A 20,093-nucleotide genomic window follows, 5' to 3' on the forward strand; every position below is an offset into this window, starting at 1 on the left:
TTTCTACATTTAGGTAATTAAAGCTTAGAAATAGTAACCTAAGTTAATATTAAAACGTTGTTCAGTTTTAGAACTATCACCTGCAACGCTTCCTCCGATGAAAGGTTGATTTTTTGCGTTCACAAAGTCGATATAGCTAAAGAAATTACCCGCAGAAACCGCAACACCTGTCGTGTTCATGATGGTATCGCGGCTATTGTCAGATTTATCGTAAATCATCCCGTAATCATTATAAAATTGTAGTTGCGAAATTGGCCCTAGAGAAACGGGTAATGTATAAGCAATATTTGCACTTAATGACTTGGCCTGAGCCGCTATAGAATCATAAAAACCGTAAGCACCTACAATCATACGATCTGCATTGTTGTTGACATTGTAGTCATATTGGCTGTGCTGTAATTGGAAGTTCCAGCGCTGATAATTACTATTGAGATGAACCGCCCATGCGTGGTAATTTCCGACACGGTTTTGGTTGTCATGTAATCCACCATAAAGGGCCGATGTACCTATTTCACTGATAACCCCACCGATATCGAATTGATAACCTACGCGACCTGCAAGTGTATTGTATTCACCAATTTTTTGTGTGGGCTCAGCATAAATATCCTCACCTTTAGTTCGTACGCCAACTACATCGTATGAGTAGCGTTTACTACGATCATCAACATAACCATCAACACCGCCTAATTCATCATTTTTATAGAAGCCTAAATCCAGTCGCCAATTATCTTTCATTTGACGTGAAACTAAGATCCCAAGATCAAAGTCATCCTCTAGACCAATATAATAATTGGGGCTGAAATAGTAGCTGTGAGAGTTATAAGGTTGATTACCAAAGCGGACAGGGGTAATACCGGCTTTAACTTCCCAATTCGGTAGGAATTCATAACCTAACCACGCATATTTGACGGTCGTCATGTAGTCATAAAAACGCAGTTCTGCACCGAGCAGGATATCATCAACATTGCCATTAAACTTCAGTGCGATCATATCGAAATCAAAATCGCCATGACGGTCTTTATTGCCTTTTTCGTATGAGTTGATACCTAAATTGGCACGAACTGCTCCTCCGACTTCAACTTTACTTTTTTTAGCCTCAGTGTGGGTGGTCTCTATTTTCTCATCTGATACTTTAGCTTGTTGTTGGTGTAGTTTGGTTTCGAGTGCAGCAAGTTGTTGTTTTAAATTATTGATCTGTTGCTGTAAGTCAGGTTCACTTTGAGCATAGCTGCTAGAACAAATAGCAAATGTGGATAGAAGTAAGAATCTTTGATAAAGCATAATATTGAGCGCCCTCCCTTGTTAATGTTTAAGCAGTGTAATAGAGGTTTCATCGTATTATCAAATTTCAAGCATTTAAAAAGGCATTGAGGATAACCTCAATGCCTTTAAAGTGAATATCACTTATATTTTGTTGATATACAGGGAAGCTTAAGCTTGTGCAGCATCAACCACTGGAATTTTTCCAATTTTTGCTTGCCAGATTTTTGGAGCAGTTGCGTGGATAGAAGTACCATTGACATCAACGGCAACGGACACAGGCATATCTTCAACCACAAACTTGTAGATTGCTTCCATACCTAGGTCAGCAAATGCAACGACTTCCGCTTCACGTACAGCTTTAGACACGAGGTAAGCAGCACCACCAACAGCCATGAGGTAGGTTGCTTTATTGTCTTTGATTGCTTCAACAGCCGCAGGACCACGATCCGCTTTACCGATCATGCCGAATAAGCCAGTTGCTTCTAAGACTTGACGCGTAAATTTATCCATACGTGTCGCAGTTGTCGGACCAGCAGGACCAACCACTTCATCACCTACTGGATCAACAGGACCGACGTAGTAAATAAATTTACCTTTTAAGTCGACTGGAAGTTCTTCACCATTATTTAACATGTCGACCATGCGTTTGTGTGCTGCATCACGACCTGTATAAATTGTACCGTTAAGAAGTAAGGTATCTCCCGGTTTCCATGAGTCCATTTCTTCTTGTGTAATGGTATCAAGGTTTACACGTTTTGATTGAGAAGAATCCCAAGTCACAGCAGGGTAGTCTTCAAGTTTAGGCGCTTGAATGTGTGCAACACCTGTACCATCTAACTGGAAGTGTGCGTGACGAGTCGCAGCACAGTTTGGAATCATACCGACTGGCTTACCTGCAGCATGACATGGGTAATCTTTGATTTTAATATCAAGAACAGTCGTCAAACCACCAAGGCCTTGAGCACCAATACCCAACGCATTTACTTTTTCGAAGATCTCGATACGGAGTTCTTCCATCTTGTTTTGTGGACCGCGACGAAGTAATTTGTCCATGTTGATTTCTTCCATGAGCGCTTCTTTCGCAAGCATCATGGCTTTTTCAGCAGTACCACCGATACCAATACCGAGCATACCTGGTGGACACCAACCTGCACCCATCGTTGGAACGGTTTTAAGTACCCAATCCACGATCGAATCAGATGGGTTAAGCATCGCAAGTTTAGATTTATTTTCTGAACCGCCACCTTTTGCTGCAACGGTAATATCGACTTTATTCCCTGGTACGAGTTTGTAGTGAATGACCGCAGGGGTATTGTCTTTAGTATTTTTACGACCAAAAGCTGGATCAGCAAGAACTGAAGCACGAAGTACGTTTGAATTTTCTAAGTAACCTTGGCGTACACCTTCGTTCACTGCATCATCTAAGCTCATGGTTAAATCAAATTTAACGTCTAAGCCAACTTCAAGGAAAACGTTAACGATCCCTGTATCTTGACAGATTGGTCGGTGACCTTCAGCACACATACGTGAGTTGATGAGGATCTGTGCAATAGCATCTTTTGCAGCTTTGTTCTCTTCACGATCATACGCACGGCTCATCGCTTGGATGAAGTCTTGCGGGTGATAGTAAGAAATAAACTGGAGGGCATCCTTGATTGATGTAATCAAGTCATCTTGTTTGATGATCGTTGTCATATCAAAATTCTCTTGAGCGGGCGATTAGCTGGCGGGCTAAATTATATGACAAAAAGCTCGGATTGTGGGAGTTTTAAACGACTTTTGGCTAAAGGGTTAAGGATTTGGCTTCTTTCTCTATTGATCTAACCCTTATTGAGTTTTCTTTAATTCAAAAAAATATAAGAGACTTGATAATGAACTTACTTCATGCGCATTTGAGAGGGAGAATAACCAAAATATTTTTTAAATCGATTACTAAAATGACTGCTAGAACTAAAACCATATTGCGCAGAAATTTCGGTTAAATTGAGATTAGTTTGCTGTAATGCTTGATGTGCTTGCTCTAAGCGGCGTTGCATTACATATTGGTGAGGTGGCATACGCATCGATTGCTTAAACATATGGGCAAAATGATACTCACTCAGTTGAGCTTGCTGTGCCAAGTCAGAGAGTGTCAAACTGAGATGGAGATTGTGATCAATCCACTGCAATAATTGTTTCAACACATACGGTGATAATCCCCCTTTAACTTCCGGTGCTTGCCATTGGGCGTGGCTATAATTTTTAATTAAATGGTTAAGTAGCAGTGTGGTTGCAGTGCTCATTTGTAAGTGATTTTCACGATTTTGCCATGCACCATTGAGTAAAAAATGTCGGTAAATCATGGCAATGTGTGGATCAGCAACAAAAGTCTGTGGATTTAAAATAATTTGGTTGGGTTCACGATCCCAAACTTGTTCTGCGACACGTTGTAAATGTTGTTGGGTGTAATAGAGATGGACAAAAGTGAGTGAGTCACGAAGATCCCATGTTGATTCAAAATCTTGGGGCATCAAGCACATATGATCAGGGCCACCACCATTATGCCAACCTTGAGCAGTTTTTTGATAGCTTTGATATCCGCCTTGAATATACATACTCAGTGTATGGTGATTGCTGCAAACATTGACGCGATCTTGATTGTTTTGCCACATCGCGAGTTGCATACCTGAACCCAGTTCTACTGAGTCGAGCAATTCGGCTTTATATTGTTGTAATTGATCTAGAATCTGATATTTCATCTTCTACTCAAAGGTTTGAATATGTGACTAGTGTAGCGATTTTTAATCGCGTTTGTCATTAGTACAGCGAGGGTAAATATAATCGCAATTTGATGATAATCATCGCAAGAACATGCAAGTTAAGATGATTTGAAACATCGCAAAATAGCGGTTATGTGAATACGATCGGGTTAATTAAGATGAATGCGCTGTTATATGCTTTGGTGGTGGTGATTTGGGGAACCACATGGATTGCGATTAGTTTGCAACAACAAAGTGGAATCTCAGCAAATGTCGCAGTGTTTTGGCGTTTCTTTATTTCAGCGATTGTTCTCTTTGTCTTTATTGCGCTCACCAAGAAATTACAGAAACTTGCATTAAAAGATCATCTGTTTTGTGTATTACAGGGGCTATGTGTTTTTGGCTTAAATTTCGTCTGTTTTTATTATGCTGTGCAATATATTAGCAGTGGGTTGGAAGCGGTGATCTTTTCTATGGCCATGATTTTCAATGTAATCAATGCTAAATTCTTTTTTGATCAAGAGATTTCACCGCGCTTTTATCCAGCCGCTTTGATGGGACTTTTGGGTATGCTGGCCTTATTTTGGCATGATGTGTTTGGTACAACATTGAACTATCAGACATTGATTGGGATCGGATTGTGTGTATTGGGTACGTATGGCTTCTCACTGGGCAATATGATTAGTACTCGACATCAAAAACATGGATTAGATATTTTTAGTACCAATGCTTACGGCATGTTATATGGTGCGATCTTGATGGCGTTGATTTCGGGGATTAAGCAAGACAATTTCTTTCCAAGTATGCAGTTCAGTGCGTTGAGTGCATTATTGTATTTAGCGCTTTTTGGGTCAGTGATTGGATTTACTGCCTATTTCTATCTCATCGGACGGATTGGTGCAGCGAAGGCAGCCTATAGTACGTTATTATTTCCATTGGTGGCTTTAGTTGTGGCGACAATTTGGGAAGGCTATCAATGGCAGCTTAACGCTGTGATCGGCGTGGTCTTGATTCTTGGTGGAAATGCTATTTTCTTTATCAAAATGCCACGAATCCAAACGATATTTACGTCTTCTAAGCAACTCTGAATGAGCTTGCCATATTTAAGGAAGAGAAAAATGCAGGCGCATTTGGCAAAGCAGATTATCGATATCTATAAGAAATATGGACGTTCATGGACCGAACATCGTGGAACCTATTTGTATGAAAAGGTTTGGTTGGATCGATTTTTATCTTTAATCCCTGTTCCATCCAAAATTCTAGATTTGGGCTGTGGCTCAGCCAAGCCAATTGCGGCATATTTGATTGAGCAGGGTCATGAGGTAACGGGGGTGGACGCTTCGGATGTCATGATTGAAATGGCTCAGCAAAATTTTCCTGAACAGCACTGGATACAACAAGATTTTCGTAGTTTTCAATCAGATCAAAAGTTTCAAGGTATTTTAGCTTGGGACAGTTTTTTTCATTTGACCCATGATGATCAAAGAAAAATGTTTGGGTTATTTTCAGATCATGCTGTGGCGGGTGCTGCATTAATGTTTACTAGTGGCCCTGCACATGGGGAGGCGATTGGTGAGATGTTTGGTGAACCTTTGTACCATGCCAGTTTATCGGCAGATGAATATCGCCTTTTATTGAAGCAACATGGATTTGAAGTAATAAAAATGATAGCAGAGGATTCTGAATGTGCAGGGCATACAGTGTGGTTGGCAAGATTTATTTGAAAATAGCGATTTAGTGAGATAGATGAATTTTTAATCACAAAAGCCAGTTTTAGTTTGTAGGTATTATTTTTTAGATTTAGTTTAATACAATATCGTTAACTCAATATTTTGGTTGTACAAATATCTTTCGAAAATGCTTTTGGATACATTCGGGAATAAGCACCATGAATTTCGTTATCAGATAAAGATAATACCTGTCGGAGATTTGTACTCATAAAGGATAGAGTTGCTGCAATGATAAGAATCAGGCTGAGTAAAATCAAAGTTATATTTATGCCGAAGTTACTAATAAAAATACCTGTAATAACAACACCTATTGGGTTTGCGATACCTGTTCCAAATGTGGATGAGGCGCTGACTCTGTTTAGGAAGTTATGTGGTACTGCTGCGCTACGCATAAAACTGGTATTGGTTAGAGCAACCATTAAGCCACAGCCAGCTACACACATGCTAAAACACATCAAACTAAAATAGCCAATGTGAAAAACGGATAAGACTTGGCTCATGAGCGCAAATATTAAAATACCTACACTTAACGCTAAATATCCTGAGTATGTGGTTATTGCTCGACCAAACAAAGAATTGGCGAGAGTTGCGAGTTTTGTTGCGCCTAAAAACATGCCGATTGCAAATGATGTGTCAACGATACCAAGTAGTAGAGGGGTCTTACTATAATTTTGATAAAAGTAAGTGGGTAGAGCGACACTAAAAAAAGGAAATAAGCCTAAATTTATAAAAAAAGTAATTTTAATTAAACTAATTTCTGGAGGGAGTTGTTTTAGGGTAGAAAAACCACTGTTCCACTTAGGCCGTTTGAGCTTAGAGTTTATCTTCGAGCCGACATTTAAAATTTTTATTGAATTTAATAAAATGATTGAGAAAAGAATCAACCCGACGCCAAACCAAATCGTATTATGTGCACCGATGAGCGAAATTAATCCTGTTCCTAATATAGGTGAGCAAAAGGTCACAATTGTCATCGCTGCTGATCGCCATTGGATAGCGCTGGAAAGTTGTTCTTTGCTGATTTGAAATGGAACGATACTGCTTTGGAGTGGTTCACGAATACCAATGGCTAAACCACCTAAAGCTTGGCAAATAATAAGTACAATTGCTAGATAGGTCTGTGTCGTCGCTAACAAGGCGATGGTGATTGCTGAGATTAGACTCATCCAATAACACAATGAAATCAGTCGTTGTTTATCATAGGTATCACCGAGTGATCCAAATAATCCGCGTGCTAAGATGTCTGCCGCTGTGCCTATCGCAACAAAGATTACAAATGCTCTTGCATCGCTGGTTATCGAAAGAACCCACCATGCAAGAGCTAGATGTATACAACGTGAAGCAATACTATTCAGAATTGCGGAAAATTGAACAAAATAAAAACCTTTTCCAAAGGAGTATGGCGTCAAGCTTATTTACTCCTAGGCTAGGTTTATTGTTGCGCCGCCTGTATCGCCGTTAATGCAATAGTAAACACGATATCATCGACCAAAGCACCGCGAGATAAATCATTAACTGGTTTGTTTAAACCTTGCAGCATTGGGCCGACACTGACCACATTGGCAGCACGTTGCACTGCTTTATAAGTGGTATTACCCGTATTTAAATCAGGGAATATGAATACATTGGCACGACCAGCCACTTGCGAATCAGGTGCCTTTTGGCGACCGACACTTTCTACTGAAGCCGCATCGTATTGTAAGGGTCCATCAATGAGGAGATCGGGACGACGCTGTTGGGCGATTTGAGTTGCTTCAGCGACCTTTTCAACATCCGCACCTGTGCCAGAGGTTCCTGTTGAATAGCTGATCATCGCAATACGAGGGTCGAGACCAAACGCTTTTGCAGAATCAGCAGATTGAATGGCAATCTCGGCCAATTGTTCTGCATTCGGATCTGGATTAATTGCACAATCACCATACACATAGACTTCATCTGGTAACAGCATAAAGAACACAGAAGAAACTAACGAATAATTAGGCGCAGTCTTAATCAACTGGAAGGCTGGGCGGACTGTGTTGGCTGTCGTATGAATCGCACCAGAAACTAAGCCGTCAACCTCATCTAAGGCTAACATCATCGTACCAAGAACAACGGTATCTTGAAGTTGTGCTTTGGCTTGTAAGGCATCTAACTTACCTTTGCGTAGTTCAACCATTGGATCGATGTAGCGGTCACGGATAGTGTCAGGATCAATGATCTTTAAATCACTCGGTAATTGAATACCACGAGCTTTTGCAACTTCTGCAACAGATTCGGGTTTTGCCAATAAGATACATTGTGCGATACCACGATTCTGACAAATCACAGCCGCTTGTACGGTGCGAGGTTCGTCGCCTTCAGGTAGCACAATGCATTTTTTAGCAGTAATAGATTTTTGGACTAACTCATAACGGAATGCTGAAGGAGATAGGCGCGGGTGTAAATTGTTTTGGGTGTGTTGATCTAGCCATTGACTGTCAATATGGCTTGATACAAAGCGTGTAACTTGTTCTGCACGTTCAGTATCATCGATTGGAATTTCATTACCAAAACGACTGAGTTTCTTCAATGCTTCTAAGGTTGTGAGGGAGGTGTGTAAGACTGGTAGACCTTGTTTGATTGCACTTTGGCAAAACTCAAGCACATTTGCTGCGGGTGGGGACGGTTCTGTGAGAACTAATCCTGCCAATGGTGTTCCATTACTGCTGGCAAGACTGGCAGCAAGTAAAATATCAGCGCGCTGAGATGCACCAATAATTAGTTCACCCGGTACAAATTTGTGAAGTTCAGATTCAATATTAGATGCAATTAAACTGGTATGTAATATACGTCGATGTTTGGCTTCACCTTGATGTAACCACGTTCCATTAACAATCGGGGCAATGTCTAAACTTCGCGGAACGCTCAAAATATTACTAAAAGGCACTAAGCCAATAATAGGTAGGGCCTCGGTTCCGATATGACGGTTATAGCGTTGTAACTCTACTGCATAACGATCTATCTTTTCACCTAAGCGTAAGCTTGGATCGAGTGTGACAGGGATTTGAGCCGTACTTTCAGGCAAACCTTTGGTTCGCATAAATAGAATGCCAGTCGTACGTGCTGAAGCAGCGCCACCAAATTGTCGAAGATGTGCATCTATTCGTTCGGCGGTTTTGCGAGGATCTGACAAGTCTGCGGTACTGACCAAGACCACTTGAGCATCTAAAGCTTGTGCTAAGGCAGCATTGATTTCACTCACAAAATGGTCTTGGCCATTTGGAACAAGCCCTTCAACAATGATCACATCATGATGCGCCGCGATTTGGCGGTGTAAAGCCACCGCTTCTTCAAGCAATTCATCTGTTTCACCGAGCGCAATCAATTGTGTTAATCGATCATAGGTCATCGGTTCTACAGCATGATGCTGAAATAGATGATGGTATAAGGTTGTGGTGCGATCAACAGTTGCTTCAGCAATTTGAGAGAAGGGTTTTAAAAATCCTGCATTAATGCCTTTACAGTCTAGTGCATAGATCATGCCTAGACAGGCTGAGGTTAAACCTACACCTTCGCCAGTTGGAATAAGTAAAATTGTATTCATAATGACCTTAAAATTCGATTTATTGGTTAATTAAGTTGTCCAAGCACTTGGCGTGTTTCTTTGGCAATCCTTCCTTCTTCATCGGTTGGGATGACCCAGATTTGTGGACCTGTACCATGATCAATCCGACCTTCGGTACCACGTGCTAAGCTATTATTTTTTTCTACACTAAATTGCAAACCAAAGTGTGGTAGATAGGCTACGGTTTTCTCACGAATATTGGCAGCGTTCTCACCAATACCACCTGTAAAAATTAAACCATCTAAACGAGGGAGCCCACAACTTAAAGCTGATAAAGATTTAGCGAGACGATAGCAGAAGACTTCGATTGCGAGAGTTGCACCTTCATGCCCATTTTCTGAGGCTTCAACTAGGGTTCGCATATCATTAGAAAGATCAGATAAACCCAGTAAACCGCTTTCTTTATTCAACATATTGTCGATTTTCTGAATATCCCATCCTAGATTGTTGGATAAGAACAAAGGGAGGCTTGGATCAACATCCCCACTTCGGGTGCCCATAACGACACCTTCTAGCGGTGTCATTCCCATAGAGGTATCAATACTTTCACCATTCCAGATTGCACAGGTTGAGCTGCCATTACCAAGATGTGCACTGAGCCATCCACCTTGATTTTTTTGGCCAGCTAACTCACTTGCTCGCTCTGAAACATAGGCATGACTCGTACCATGGAAGCCGTAACGGCGAACTTGATAATCTGAGTATAAAAACTGTGGTAGTGCATAACGATAAGCACGTTCAGGCATAGTTTGATGAAAAGCAGTATCAAAGACAGCGACTTGAGGTAAATGTGGAAATAGCGCTAAGGTGGCTTCAATACCAATTAAATTGGCTGGATTGTGTAGCGGTGCTAAAGGAACCGCATGACGAATACGATCAATGGTGTCCTGCGTTAAACGTTCAGCATGTGTCATGGTCCCACCATGTACCACTCGATGTCCGATCGCTTGAGGATTATAATTTGCTAGACGAGCTAATAGCGTTTCAAGTGCTTTGGCGTGATCTGCGTAAGGGATGGATAGTTCAAGTGGTTCACCACCGATTGTGATGCCTTTAATCCGTGCATCAGCCGCGCCTAAATTTTCTGCCAAACCGTAAATACGATCTTCACGACGTTCTGAGATCAGGGCATATTTAATAGATGAAGAGCCACAATTAATTACTAATACAGATATAGCCACGTTTGAACACCTAACCAATTTTAAATTTTATGATAAGCATTTTGAGTTTACGATCATCGCAGAACAGTAAAAACAAGCGCAATGTTTTAACATGAGGTGTTGCATTGGCAAAATAGACTTTAGCCTATACAACTTTTTATAAATCAACGGAATTAATATTTTTCAGTATAGTTTGTAAATAAGAAATACTTTTGATTAATCTGTTGGTTTTCACTGTTTTTTTGTATGAAAATATATAAAAACACGATAAAGATCAAATGAATGAACTTTATCGTGTCTTGGTTTAACTAGATGAGTTTTAATTATTGACGGATTTGACCATCACCAAAGACGATCCATTTCTGAGAGGTTAATCCCTCAAGACCTACAGGACCACGGGCATGAATTTTATCAGTAGAAATACCGATCTCAGCACCTAACCCATATTCAAAGCCATCTGCAAATCGAGTTGATGCATTGATCATTACAGAGCTTGAGTCAACACGCGCTAAGAACTCTCGCGCTAGACTAAAGTTTTCAGTAATGATGGCATCTGTATGATGCGAACCATATTTATTGATATGTTCGATTGCTTCATCCATGCCTGTAACCACTTTTACCGCAAGGATGGGTCCTAAATATTCGGTATACCAATCATCTTCTGTCGCAGTTTTAACAGAAACACCTAAGATACGTTGTGTCTCTGGGCAGCCCCGTAACTCGACCTGTTTCTCGGCATATAATTCGGCAATATGCGGTAAAAATTCCTCTGCAATTGCTTCATCGACCAATAAAGTTTCCATTGCATTACACACCCCATAGCGATGGGTTTTGGCATTTAATGCAATTGGAAGTGCTTTTTGCAGATCTGCTTGAGCTTCAACAAACACATGACAGTTACCGTCTAGATGCTTAATGACAGGGATACGTGCTTCTTGACTAATACGTTCGATCAGGCTTTTTCCACCACGCGGTACAATCACATCAACATATTCAGTCATGGTAATCAGATGACCAACTGCTGAACGATCTGGTGTATCAATCACTTGAACGGCATGTTCTGGCAAACCTGAAATTTGCAAGCCATGTTGAATCGCGGTTGCAATTGCTTTGTTGGATTCAAGAGCTTCTGAACCGCCACGTAAAATAATGGCATTACCAGACTTTAACGCTAAAGACGCTGCTTCAAGTGTAACATTTGGACGTGATTCATAGATCATGCCAATGACACCCAATGGGACACGCATTTTACCCAATTGAATACCTGATGGACGATAAGCGAGATCGGTAATTTCTCCAATAGGATCAATTAAGGCGATGACATCTTTTAAACCTTGAAGCATTCCTTTAAAACGCGCGGGTGTAAGTTCTAAACGGTCTAGCAAAGCAGTGTCTAATTGTTTTTGACGACCATTTTGCATATCAATTTGATTGGCCGCTAAAATTTGTGTTTGGTTATTTTCCAACGCTGTATAAATCGCAGACAAAGCATGGTTTTTAAGATGAGTTGATGCACTCATTAAAACACGAGAAGCTTGGCGCGCTTGAATACCCACTTGTTGCATATAATTTTCAATAGAATCTTGCATAGCATTTTAAGGATTGCCTGTACTAATAAGATAGTAACAGTCAAATGCAGAACAATGAATAGGCGGAACTGACAATTCAAAAAAATTAAAAATGTTAATTGACGCAAATTTTTTTATTTTAGTGCGATAGAGATATTGAATATAAAACGGAGATTACATATTTTGCAAAAGATTATTGGATTAAACAAGATAAGTGGTAAAGGAAATGATTGCGTATAAAACGTGCATTTGTATAGAATGAAAAAGTATAGGATAAATGTAATACAAATTTTATAAATTTGTTAACTTGCAAGTATAAATCGCTGACAATGAGGTTCTTGCATCAAAAAAATAAACAAGGATGGAGGAAGGACATGAATTCCATTATCCAAATGGACTCGGATTTAAATCATACCTACACAGGGTTTGGTTTTTTCGACATCTACAATAAAAACAGTTTTAAGCAACCAGCACGCACAACATGGATTGATGGTTGGAAAATTGAATATATGGCGATTGCAGATCCTAAAACGATCTATAACACGCCGATTGTAATTGTCGGGGGCGCATTTCAAAACTTTAACTCTTATAAATATTGTGTTGAGCAACTTTTTGAGAGTGGTCCTGTTATTTTAATCGATTTACCATCCATGGGTGCAAATCAACAAATTCGTAATGTTGATACTGGTGAATCTGCAGGTGTTTTAGAATTGCCAGACTTATCAAAAATGCTTGGTCAATGGCTTGATATTGTAGGAATCGATAAAGTTTCCATGATGGGAATGTCTTTGGGATCGGTGGTTGCTTCTTCGTTTGCACATCAACGTCCAGAACTTATTGATCGTATGGTGTTGATGGGTGTCATGCAAAAGACACGTAAAAGTTGGCGTATGCTACTTGAAGAGTCGTTGCATCTCATGCGAGAGGATCGCATGGAAGAGTTTGGGCAAGCTGTTATTTTGTATTTGGTTAATCATGCCAAATTGGATAAAACACGCATGTCACCGACGGCAAAACGTTTGTTTTTTAGACAGATGGCGGAGTTTAGTGCAACCGAGCGTGAACGTTACGAGATCAATTGCAACCGTTTATTGCGTCTAAGTGATGTGCCTGTGCCGCAGTGTAAAACATTGGTTGCAGCAGGGCAGTACGATAGTTTTACTTTACCTCATGAAAATGCGGACTTTGCACTTCAATGTCAAGATATGCAGTTTGCTTTGATTGCCAATGCAGATCATGTACCACAATTACAACGCCGTAAAGAAACGATGAATTTATTTACCTCATTCTTGAAGGGTGAATCCATCGACAATCTTGATGGCATTATTACCATGACACGTGAGGAAATGAAACAAATCGAACGTCGTGGTGAAGAACGTATTCCGGTCTTGCAACCAGAAACTAAACTAACACATCGTCATTTAGATACTGAAGTTTTAGTTAAAGTTGTTGATATCACTTTCTTTGGTGTGTATTTAAAACTTGATGACATAGAACAGCTTGATTTTGTTAGCCAACATCCGCGTGATTTAGCTTTACATTTAGTGGATGAAGAAGGCGAGTTTAAAATTGAATGCTTAACTTTCGAAGCAACAGCGCAAGGATTACGTATTTTGTTTAAACATGGCAATTTCGATGTTGCTGAGCGTTTAACACGGTTTATTGAGCGTCAAAAATAGTCGTAATTTTAGTTTACGATTAGTAAAAAAGAGAAGTAGATCATTTGATCACTTCTCTTTTTTCTTGTGGGTTAGTTATTACTTGCTTGAATGGTCCAAACCAGATCACCTAAATGTTGTTGTTTATTTTCCAGTATTTTTTGCTCGAAGAATTGTTTAGGTTGCAAGACTGTTACTTGTTTAAAACCAGCTTCATAGAAAAACTGCTCAACTTCTGATGGTGTTTGAAAGTGAAAACTAAATGCACTGCGAGACATCCATTTTAGTAAGCGGCTGCTATTCCAAATAATTGTGGCAAGTTTGTTTTGCGTTGGTTCTGGATAAAGATCAGTAAGATAATGAAGTTCGATAAAATCTTTTCCATAAGTCGCAATGGATTGAATCAATTGGTGTAGTAAAGGCTTATCAAAATAGTTAATTAAACCTTCGCTAATAATCACCAATGGGCGTTTCGAATCAAATACGGCAAAGGCGTCTGCAAATGCCTCTGTAAATAAGTCTACTGATAGTACATCTTCGACATTTTCTTCGATTTGTTGTAATGCGGCTTGCTTGGTTGCAGCCATATCAGGTAGATCGAGTTCACGATAAACAATATCTGGATAGTGTTGTCTAAACCACCAGCCACGGGGAGATAAGCCACAAGCAATTTCAAGTACCTGCAAGTCTGGATGTTGGCGGATGAGTTGCTCTAAATGGGCATCTAGCATAGTGTGGCGTTGCTTGAGCGTGGTGCGCATGCTACCGCCCACATATTTTTCCGCCCAACTTTCAATCGGATGGACTAAAGCAGCAAGTGTTTTTCCTTTGGCTGTTGCAAGAGAGGGATGTGAAATCCCCATCTGATACCAAATATAGCCTGTGTAGTGTGCGGTAAATGAAATGTGGCGATGTTTTGAAAGTTGTTGTGTCATCTGTCCTAGACTCTATTTTTTCCTAATTTAGATATAAAATTCATCTCTTTAAAATATAGAGTGTTTTGACTACATCTTGATTTAGGTTTGTTATTTACTATCGTGGGGCGGCATGGATGCCGCTGTTGGGCTGGGGTTACAAGGATGTACCCTCAGCCTAACAAAGGATTTTTGCTTACTTTTCATCCCTGAAAAGTAAGTCGAGCCGAAGGCCAAATCCTTTAATCAGATGAGCTCTCGGCAAGATTCCATCGTGTGAATAGAACAATTAAAAAAATCTAATCAAAGTTAGAACGAATTCTTAAATTCTTCAATGACTTTTCTGACGTTGTGCCAGTTTTCATCGTCTAAAGTTAATGTTGTGCCGATTTGAATATTTGGAATTTTGCCACGCATACGCTCTAATCGCTGTTGATTTGGCAACGCCAATTTTTGGATTCCATCCAGAGCTGTACATGCAGCATCACGGTCATTGCAGACCAAGCCCATATCACAACCTGCACTTAATGCCGCTTGAATCCGTGCATCTGCACCGCCAGCAACACATGCCGCTTGCATACTTAGATCATCGGAGAATAAAACTCCGTCAAATTTAAGTTCTTGGCGAAGAATTGTTTGTAGCCAAAATGGAGAGAATCCAGCAGGGTTTGGATCGACTTGATCATAGATCACATGAGCAGGCATCAAGGCATCAAGTTGTGGCATGAGTTTGATAAAGCTTTGCATATCTTTGTCATAAATTTCTTGATATGAACGGCTATCAATGGCGGCGGCGACATGTGAATCTGCTTTTACCGAACCATGTCCAGGGAAATGTTTGCCTGTGGTAGCCATACCTGCTTTTTTCATCCCACGCATAAAAGCGTCGGCAAGAGGAACAATATCTTGCATATTTTTAGCGAAACCACGATCACCAATCACATCACTGACATCATTCAGATCTAAAACAGGTGCAAAGCTGAAATCAATACCAACAGCTAAAACTTCGGTTGCCATTAACCAACCACATTGTTCTGCTAACTCAATCGCTTGTTGTGGGTTTTCGAGGTAGTGTTCACCGAGTCTTCCCATTGCAGGTAATAAGGTAAAACCTTGTCTCAAGCGTTGTACTCGACCGCCTTCTTGGTCTACGGCAATCAGAATATCAGGGCGTACTTGGCGCATTTGATCGGTTAGGGCGCGAACTTGTTGAGGTGATTCAATATTTCGTGCAAATAAAATCATACCACCGACTTGCGGGGCTTGTAATAGTTCAATATCTTCTTGAGTAAGTTCTGTGCCAGCAATATCTAGCATCAAAGCGCCAATCATATGTATTCCGTTTGAATTTTGATTAAAAAATTGATGAAAAAAACGATAGCAAAATTGTGCAATGATTTGCTACATTTTGTCAGTACAGATTATGATAAAACTACATGATATTGATGATAAATACTTATTGTGAGGTTATTAATAGCACCTGATAAGTATGCAGGCTGATAAAGTGTCGGATGAAATATGTTCTTAATCGCTGTATCAGCGTGTAATAATTGCCATATCCAAGGAAGTACCCAAATTTTATGAAACTTCAAATGATAGCGTGTGCAGTTGCAATTGCGACTGGTGGTTTGTTTTTCTCTCATACAATTAATGAGGCATTTGCGGCAACAGAAGCATCTGCTGTCTCAACGGTGATTAAGCCTACACAAGAACAAGCACTGGTTGCACGTCAGTTAGCAACATTGGTTGATCGCCAACACTACCTTAACATGCGCTTAGATGCATCGACTTCCAACCGCGTTTTGGATATGTATTTAGATAGTCTTGATCCTGATCATTCACTTTTTTTGAGTGGTGAGGTTGAGGAGTATAAAAATAAATATGGTTCAAATTTTGGTAGTTCACTCAAAGCTGGGAATTTAACGGGTCCATTTGAAATTCATGCGCAATATCGTGAACGTTTGAAACAATTTTATGAGTTTATGTTGGCTGAGTTGAAAAAGCCGCAAAACTTGCAGCAAAAAGATGTTTATTTGGATCTGAAACGAGAAAAAGCTCCTTATTTCCAGACCACTGCTGAACAGCAAGCGCATTGGCGTAAAATGCTGGTATCACAGTTAATTAACTTAACTATTAGTAAAGAAGAAGAGTTAGCCAAGCAAAAGGCATTAAAAGAAAATCCATCACTTGCAAATGGACAAGATCTGACAGGACCTGAGGATCTTACACCTGTGCAGACATTGACCAAGCGTTATACGCGTCAGTTAGAGCGCATGGCACGTCTAAAAAGTGATGATGTCTTAGAAAAAACTTTAAATGCGATGTTGGCGACATACGATCCACATAGTAATTATTATCCACCAATTGATGCGATGGAGCTGAATCGCCAAACGACTTTGCGTTTAGAGGGGATCGGTGTTTCGATTCGTCCAGAGCGTGGCAATGAAGATTACACTCGGATTGAAACGATCGTCGAGGGTGGTCCTGCAAGTAAGTCTGGACAAGTTAAATCAGGTGATCGCATTATTGGCGTTGCGCAAGACGGCGAGAAAATGGTGGATGTCATCGGCTGGCCAAGCTCTGAAATCGTTGGCTTGATTCGCGGTAAGCGAGGAACCAAAGTGGTTGTACGTTTACTTGGACCAGGTGCTCCGATGAGTCAAGCGCGTAATGTCACTTTAACCCGTGATATTATTCAAGAGGAAGATGCAGGCGTTCGTTCACGTACCATTGAGATCACACGAGATGGAAAGAAACATACCTTTGGTGTGATCGAAATTCCATCTTTCTATTTTGATTACCGCTCTCGCCGTGCAGGAGCAGAATATCGTTCAGTTTCAGTTGATACAGCCAAGGCTTTGGAAGCGCTCAAAGCGAAAAAAGTAGAAGGAATCTTGGTTGACTTGCGAAATGATCCGGGTGGTTCTTTGGAAGAAGTTGCGCGGATGTTGGGACAAGTCATCAAATCTGGTCCTGTAGTTCAGATCCGAGATGGCAACGGTAATGTCAATGTGTTTGAGGACACAGATGGTGGTGCACAAATTTATGCAGGACCATTGGCTGTTCTTGTGAATTTAGCATCTGCATCGGCTAGTGAAATTTACTCTGCTGCGATTCAGGACTATGAGCGTGGTATCGTAATTGGTAGTACTACGACAGGAAAAGGAACTGCACAGGTTCAGTTGGATTCGTTAGCTTATGGGCAGGCAACGCTGACACAACGTAAATTCTATCGTATTACAGGTGGAAGTACCCAGAATAAGGGGGTGATTCCAGATATCAAACTTGTCGATATTTATAACGAGGAGTTTGGTGAACGTAAAGCGAAGAATGCGTTGAAGTGGGATACGATTCCAACAGCACCATTCAAACGAGAGGGTTCGGTTCAACCTTATGTGGCTAAATTATCCCAATTCTCTGCTGAGCGTGTTGCTTTGGATGCACAGTTTAAATATTTAGAGGCGAGAAAGGCAATTGCACAGAAAACCTCTGATCAGAAACAGGTCGTATTAGATATTAACCAGCGTCGTGCAGAACTAATTGATTTAGAAAAGCAGACTTTAGAGGCTGAAAATCAAAGACGTGTAGCATCTGGTCAAAAGCCTTATGCAAATTGGGAAAGTTATCAAGCTTCCATTGATGCTTTAATTGAAGCACGTGCCAAGATGAAAGCACATCAACGTCCACCTTTACCAGAGGAAGAAGCATTCGTAACAGAGGCGGCAAATGTTCTGTTGGATTATGCAAAGTTACAAGCACGATAATTTAATCGTGCAAACAAAAAGCCCTATAACATGATAGGGCTTTTTGTTTTGTCTGAGGGTTTGTTTTAATCGTTAATCTGCACGAATCCAGATTTGGTTACGACCTAATGCGGATACACCTAGATAGCCGCGTAAATGTAAGCGTTTGCCATTTGCACTTAATTTAGCCCGCATACTGTAAATTTTACCTGTATTCGGATCTAAAATTCGACCATTGGTATAGTTTAGACCTTCACTGTATTTTAGACCTGTGACTACATCTAAACCTAAAATTGGTTTATTGGTATAAGGTGCAGGACAATCTACGCAGGTTTCTTTCGGTGTGTAGCCTGTACGAGGTGTAATCTTTACGATTTTCCCAGCATAGCTGCCATTTGATTCTTGGCGAATTTCAACTAGCGCTTTTGGCGCCCCCGTCTTGTCATCAATACTTTGCCAGAGTCCTGTAATATCAACTGCAGAGGCAAAACTGCTGATTGTTGATAAAAGTAAAGCACTTATTAATTTTTTCCCCATGATCAAAAATCCATTTAATGTTCAAGTGCTCTATTATGGGTGATTTGTAATAACTAGTTCAATATTAATATGTGATTTGTGACAAAAATTATGATAGAGATAAAATAAATGTTGGCAACCAAATGGCTGTAAATACACCATTCACCGCCATACCAAATGCAGCATAACGCCCTGCAACAGGACCGCGTTGCCATGCTTGAGCTGTACCAATCGCATGAGCTGCAAGGCCCAATGCTAAACCAGAAGCACGTTCATCATGAATATGTTTTAAGATCCAAGGTGAAAAAGCAGCGCCAATAACGCCCGATAAAATTACAATCAGGGTAACCATCATCAAGGGTGCGTGGAGTAAAGTTGCAATGTTTAGTGCGATAGGCGTGGTGACTGCTCGTGTAGCAAAGGCCATGATTGTGGGTTCAGACATATGTAGCAAATAAGCAAGACTCATAGGTAAAGCGACAGCACTGATACTGGCAAAACCTAAAATTCCAATCATGGATTTAATTGGTAAATCATCATAGCGCATTGCAGCAAGTGGTATCGCTAAAGCGACGGTGACATAACCTAGTAAATGATTAAATATACCATTCACGTTATCCATGTAGTGTTCGTAAGGAACTCTTAGGACGGCTAATAAACCAATCACAATAAACATGGCAAATACAATTAATGGAATTTGAGGCATTTTTTTATTGAGAGGCTTAGCAATCAAATAACTAACCAAGGTGATCACGAATCCGTAAATAACCATAAACATATACGAACTCCTATAACCAACGTTTCGCCATTTTGGCGTAAATCCACAATGGCAATAAAGTACTTAGGGTGAGAATAAATAAAAACACAGGAATTTCTTTACCCAAATGAACTAGCATGATTAAGGACCCTGCACAAATCGGTAAAAATGCAAAAGAACTTTCTTTCATGATTCTATTGTTGGTATCAATCAGACGATTAGAAATTTTTCTAAACTTTCTCCAGATTAATAACACGCTAAGTAGGCTAATTAGCCCGACCAAGTTACCGAGTTCTGGATGTTGAAAGAAAGTGGTGATGGCGACAGCTCCTTCACGAAATACAACAATTAATAGAATTGTGTAAAACCAAGCTGTCCAATCGATTTCTTTCATGTTCTCTTTTACCCATGTTTATAACAATGATGAATCGTGTTATTACGCTTGCACGAGAAGCGAGCC

Annotated in this window: 16 protein-coding genes; 4 read left to right on the forward strand and 12 right to left on the reverse strand. The window is 40.3% G+C overall.

The window, feature by feature from the left end:
* Positions 1 to 24: 24 nt before the first annotated feature.
* The 3 genes from HMPREF0023_RS03785 to HMPREF0023_RS03795 form a co-directional block, all read right to left on the reverse strand.
* Entirely contained in the window at positions 25 to 1,281 is a 1,257-nt protein-coding gene (locus tag HMPREF0023_RS03785) for a hypothetical protein (RefSeq protein WP_008941237.1), read from the reverse strand.
* Between the two features lie 150 nt (positions 1,282 to 1,431).
* Entirely contained in the window at positions 1,432 to 2,958 is a 1,527-nt protein-coding gene (locus tag HMPREF0023_RS03790; RefSeq protein ID WP_008941238.1) for a fumarate hydratase, read from the reverse strand.
* Positions 2,959 to 3,140: 182 nt separating this feature from the next.
* The gene (locus HMPREF0023_RS03795) at positions 3,141 to 4,001 is read right to left on the reverse strand and encodes a helix-turn-helix transcriptional regulator (protein ID WP_008941239.1); all 861 of its coding nucleotides are present in this window, start codon (positions 3,999 to 4,001) and stop codon (positions 3,141 to 3,143) included.
* Positions 4,002 to 4,180: 179 nt separating this feature from the next.
* Here HMPREF0023_RS03795 and HMPREF0023_RS03800 point away from each other — a divergent pair, with 179 nt between their 5' ends.
* Complete coding sequence (locus tag HMPREF0023_RS03800; RefSeq protein WP_004640918.1) at positions 4,181 to 5,089, forward strand: DMT family transporter; 909 nt, start codon at positions 4,181 to 4,183, stop codon at positions 5,087 to 5,089.
* Positions 5,090 to 5,119: 30 nt separating this feature from the next.
* Positions 5,120 to 5,725, forward strand: a complete 606-nt coding sequence (locus tag HMPREF0023_RS03805; RefSeq protein ID WP_017396528.1) for a class I SAM-dependent methyltransferase — start codon at positions 5,120 to 5,122, stop codon at positions 5,723 to 5,725.
* Between the two features lie 95 nt (positions 5,726 to 5,820).
* On the opposite strand, the gene HMPREF0023_RS03810 is transcribed toward HMPREF0023_RS03805, so the two are convergent.
* From HMPREF0023_RS03810 to HMPREF0023_RS03825, 4 genes are all read right to left on the reverse strand, one after another.
* Positions 5,821 to 7,140 carry an MFS transporter gene (locus tag HMPREF0023_RS03810; protein ID WP_008941241.1) on the reverse strand — a complete coding sequence of 440 codons (1,320 nt, stop codon included), beginning with the start codon at positions 7,138 to 7,140 and terminating at the stop codon, positions 5,821 to 5,823.
* 23 nt (positions 7,141 to 7,163) lie between these two features.
* Entirely contained in the window at positions 7,164 to 9,296 is a 2,133-nt protein-coding gene (pta, locus tag HMPREF0023_RS03815; RefSeq protein WP_008941242.1) for a phosphate acetyltransferase, read from the reverse strand.
* A gap of 26 nt (positions 9,297 to 9,322) precedes the next feature.
* The gene (locus tag HMPREF0023_RS03820; protein ID WP_004640913.1) at positions 9,323 to 10,498 is read right to left on the reverse strand and encodes an acetate/propionate family kinase; all 1,176 of its coding nucleotides are present in this window, start codon (positions 10,496 to 10,498) and stop codon (positions 9,323 to 9,325) included.
* Between the two features lie 302 nt (positions 10,499 to 10,800).
* Positions 10,801 to 12,066, reverse strand: a complete 1,266-nt coding sequence (locus tag HMPREF0023_RS03825; protein ID WP_004640911.1) for a glutamate-5-semialdehyde dehydrogenase — start codon at positions 12,064 to 12,066, stop codon at positions 10,801 to 10,803.
* 353 nt (positions 12,067 to 12,419) lie between these two features.
* On the opposite strand from HMPREF0023_RS03825, the gene HMPREF0023_RS03830 reads away from it, so the two are divergent.
* Positions 12,420 to 13,724 carry an alpha/beta fold hydrolase gene (locus HMPREF0023_RS03830; RefSeq protein WP_017396529.1) on the forward strand — a complete coding sequence of 435 codons (1,305 nt, stop codon included), beginning with the start codon at positions 12,420 to 12,422 and terminating at the stop codon, positions 13,722 to 13,724.
* Positions 13,725 to 13,795: 71 nt separating this feature from the next.
* Here HMPREF0023_RS03830 and HMPREF0023_RS03835 read toward each other — a convergent pair whose 3' ends face one another.
* Both HMPREF0023_RS03835 and nagZ read right to left on the reverse strand, forming a co-directional pair.
* A complete protein-coding gene (locus HMPREF0023_RS03835; RefSeq protein WP_005086744.1) occupies positions 13,796 to 14,638 on the reverse strand; it encodes a class I SAM-dependent methyltransferase in 843 nt (280 codons plus the stop codon).
* Between the two features lie 288 nt (positions 14,639 to 14,926).
* Positions 14,927 to 15,949, reverse strand: coding sequence for a beta-N-acetylhexosaminidase (gene nagZ / locus HMPREF0023_RS03840; protein WP_005086742.1), 1,023 nt, complete (start codon positions 15,947 to 15,949; stop codon positions 14,927 to 14,929).
* A 248-nt stretch (positions 15,950 to 16,197) separates the two neighbouring features.
* Here nagZ and HMPREF0023_RS03845 point away from each other — a divergent pair, with 248 nt between their 5' ends.
* Positions 16,198 to 18,381: a carboxy terminal-processing peptidase gene (locus HMPREF0023_RS03845; protein ID WP_004640902.1), complete on the forward strand. Its 2,184-nt coding sequence runs from the start codon at positions 16,198 to 16,200 to the stop codon at positions 18,379 to 18,381.
* 72 nt (positions 18,382 to 18,453) lie between these two features.
* Here HMPREF0023_RS03845 and HMPREF0023_RS03850 read toward each other — a convergent pair whose 3' ends face one another.
* From HMPREF0023_RS03850 to HMPREF0023_RS03860, 3 genes are all read right to left on the reverse strand, one after another.
* The gene (locus HMPREF0023_RS03850; RefSeq protein ID WP_004640900.1) at positions 18,454 to 18,897 is read right to left on the reverse strand and encodes a DUF2147 domain-containing protein; all 444 of its coding nucleotides are present in this window, start codon (positions 18,895 to 18,897) and stop codon (positions 18,454 to 18,456) included.
* 88 nt (positions 18,898 to 18,985) lie between these two features.
* Positions 18,986 to 19,654: an LrgB family protein gene (locus HMPREF0023_RS03855; RefSeq protein ID WP_004640897.1), complete on the reverse strand. Its 669-nt coding sequence runs from the start codon at positions 19,652 to 19,654 to the stop codon at positions 18,986 to 18,988.
* 10 nt (positions 19,655 to 19,664) lie between these two features.
* The gene (locus HMPREF0023_RS03860; protein WP_004640895.1) at positions 19,665 to 20,027 is read right to left on the reverse strand and encodes a hypothetical protein; all 363 of its coding nucleotides are present in this window, start codon (positions 20,025 to 20,027) and stop codon (positions 19,665 to 19,667) included.
* Positions 20,028 to 20,093 lie beyond the last annotated feature (66 nt).

The organism is Acinetobacter sp. ATCC 27244, from assembly GCF_000156555.1.
GTDB classification, from domain to species: domain Bacteria; phylum Pseudomonadota; class Gammaproteobacteria; order Pseudomonadales; family Moraxellaceae; genus Acinetobacter; species Acinetobacter haemolyticus.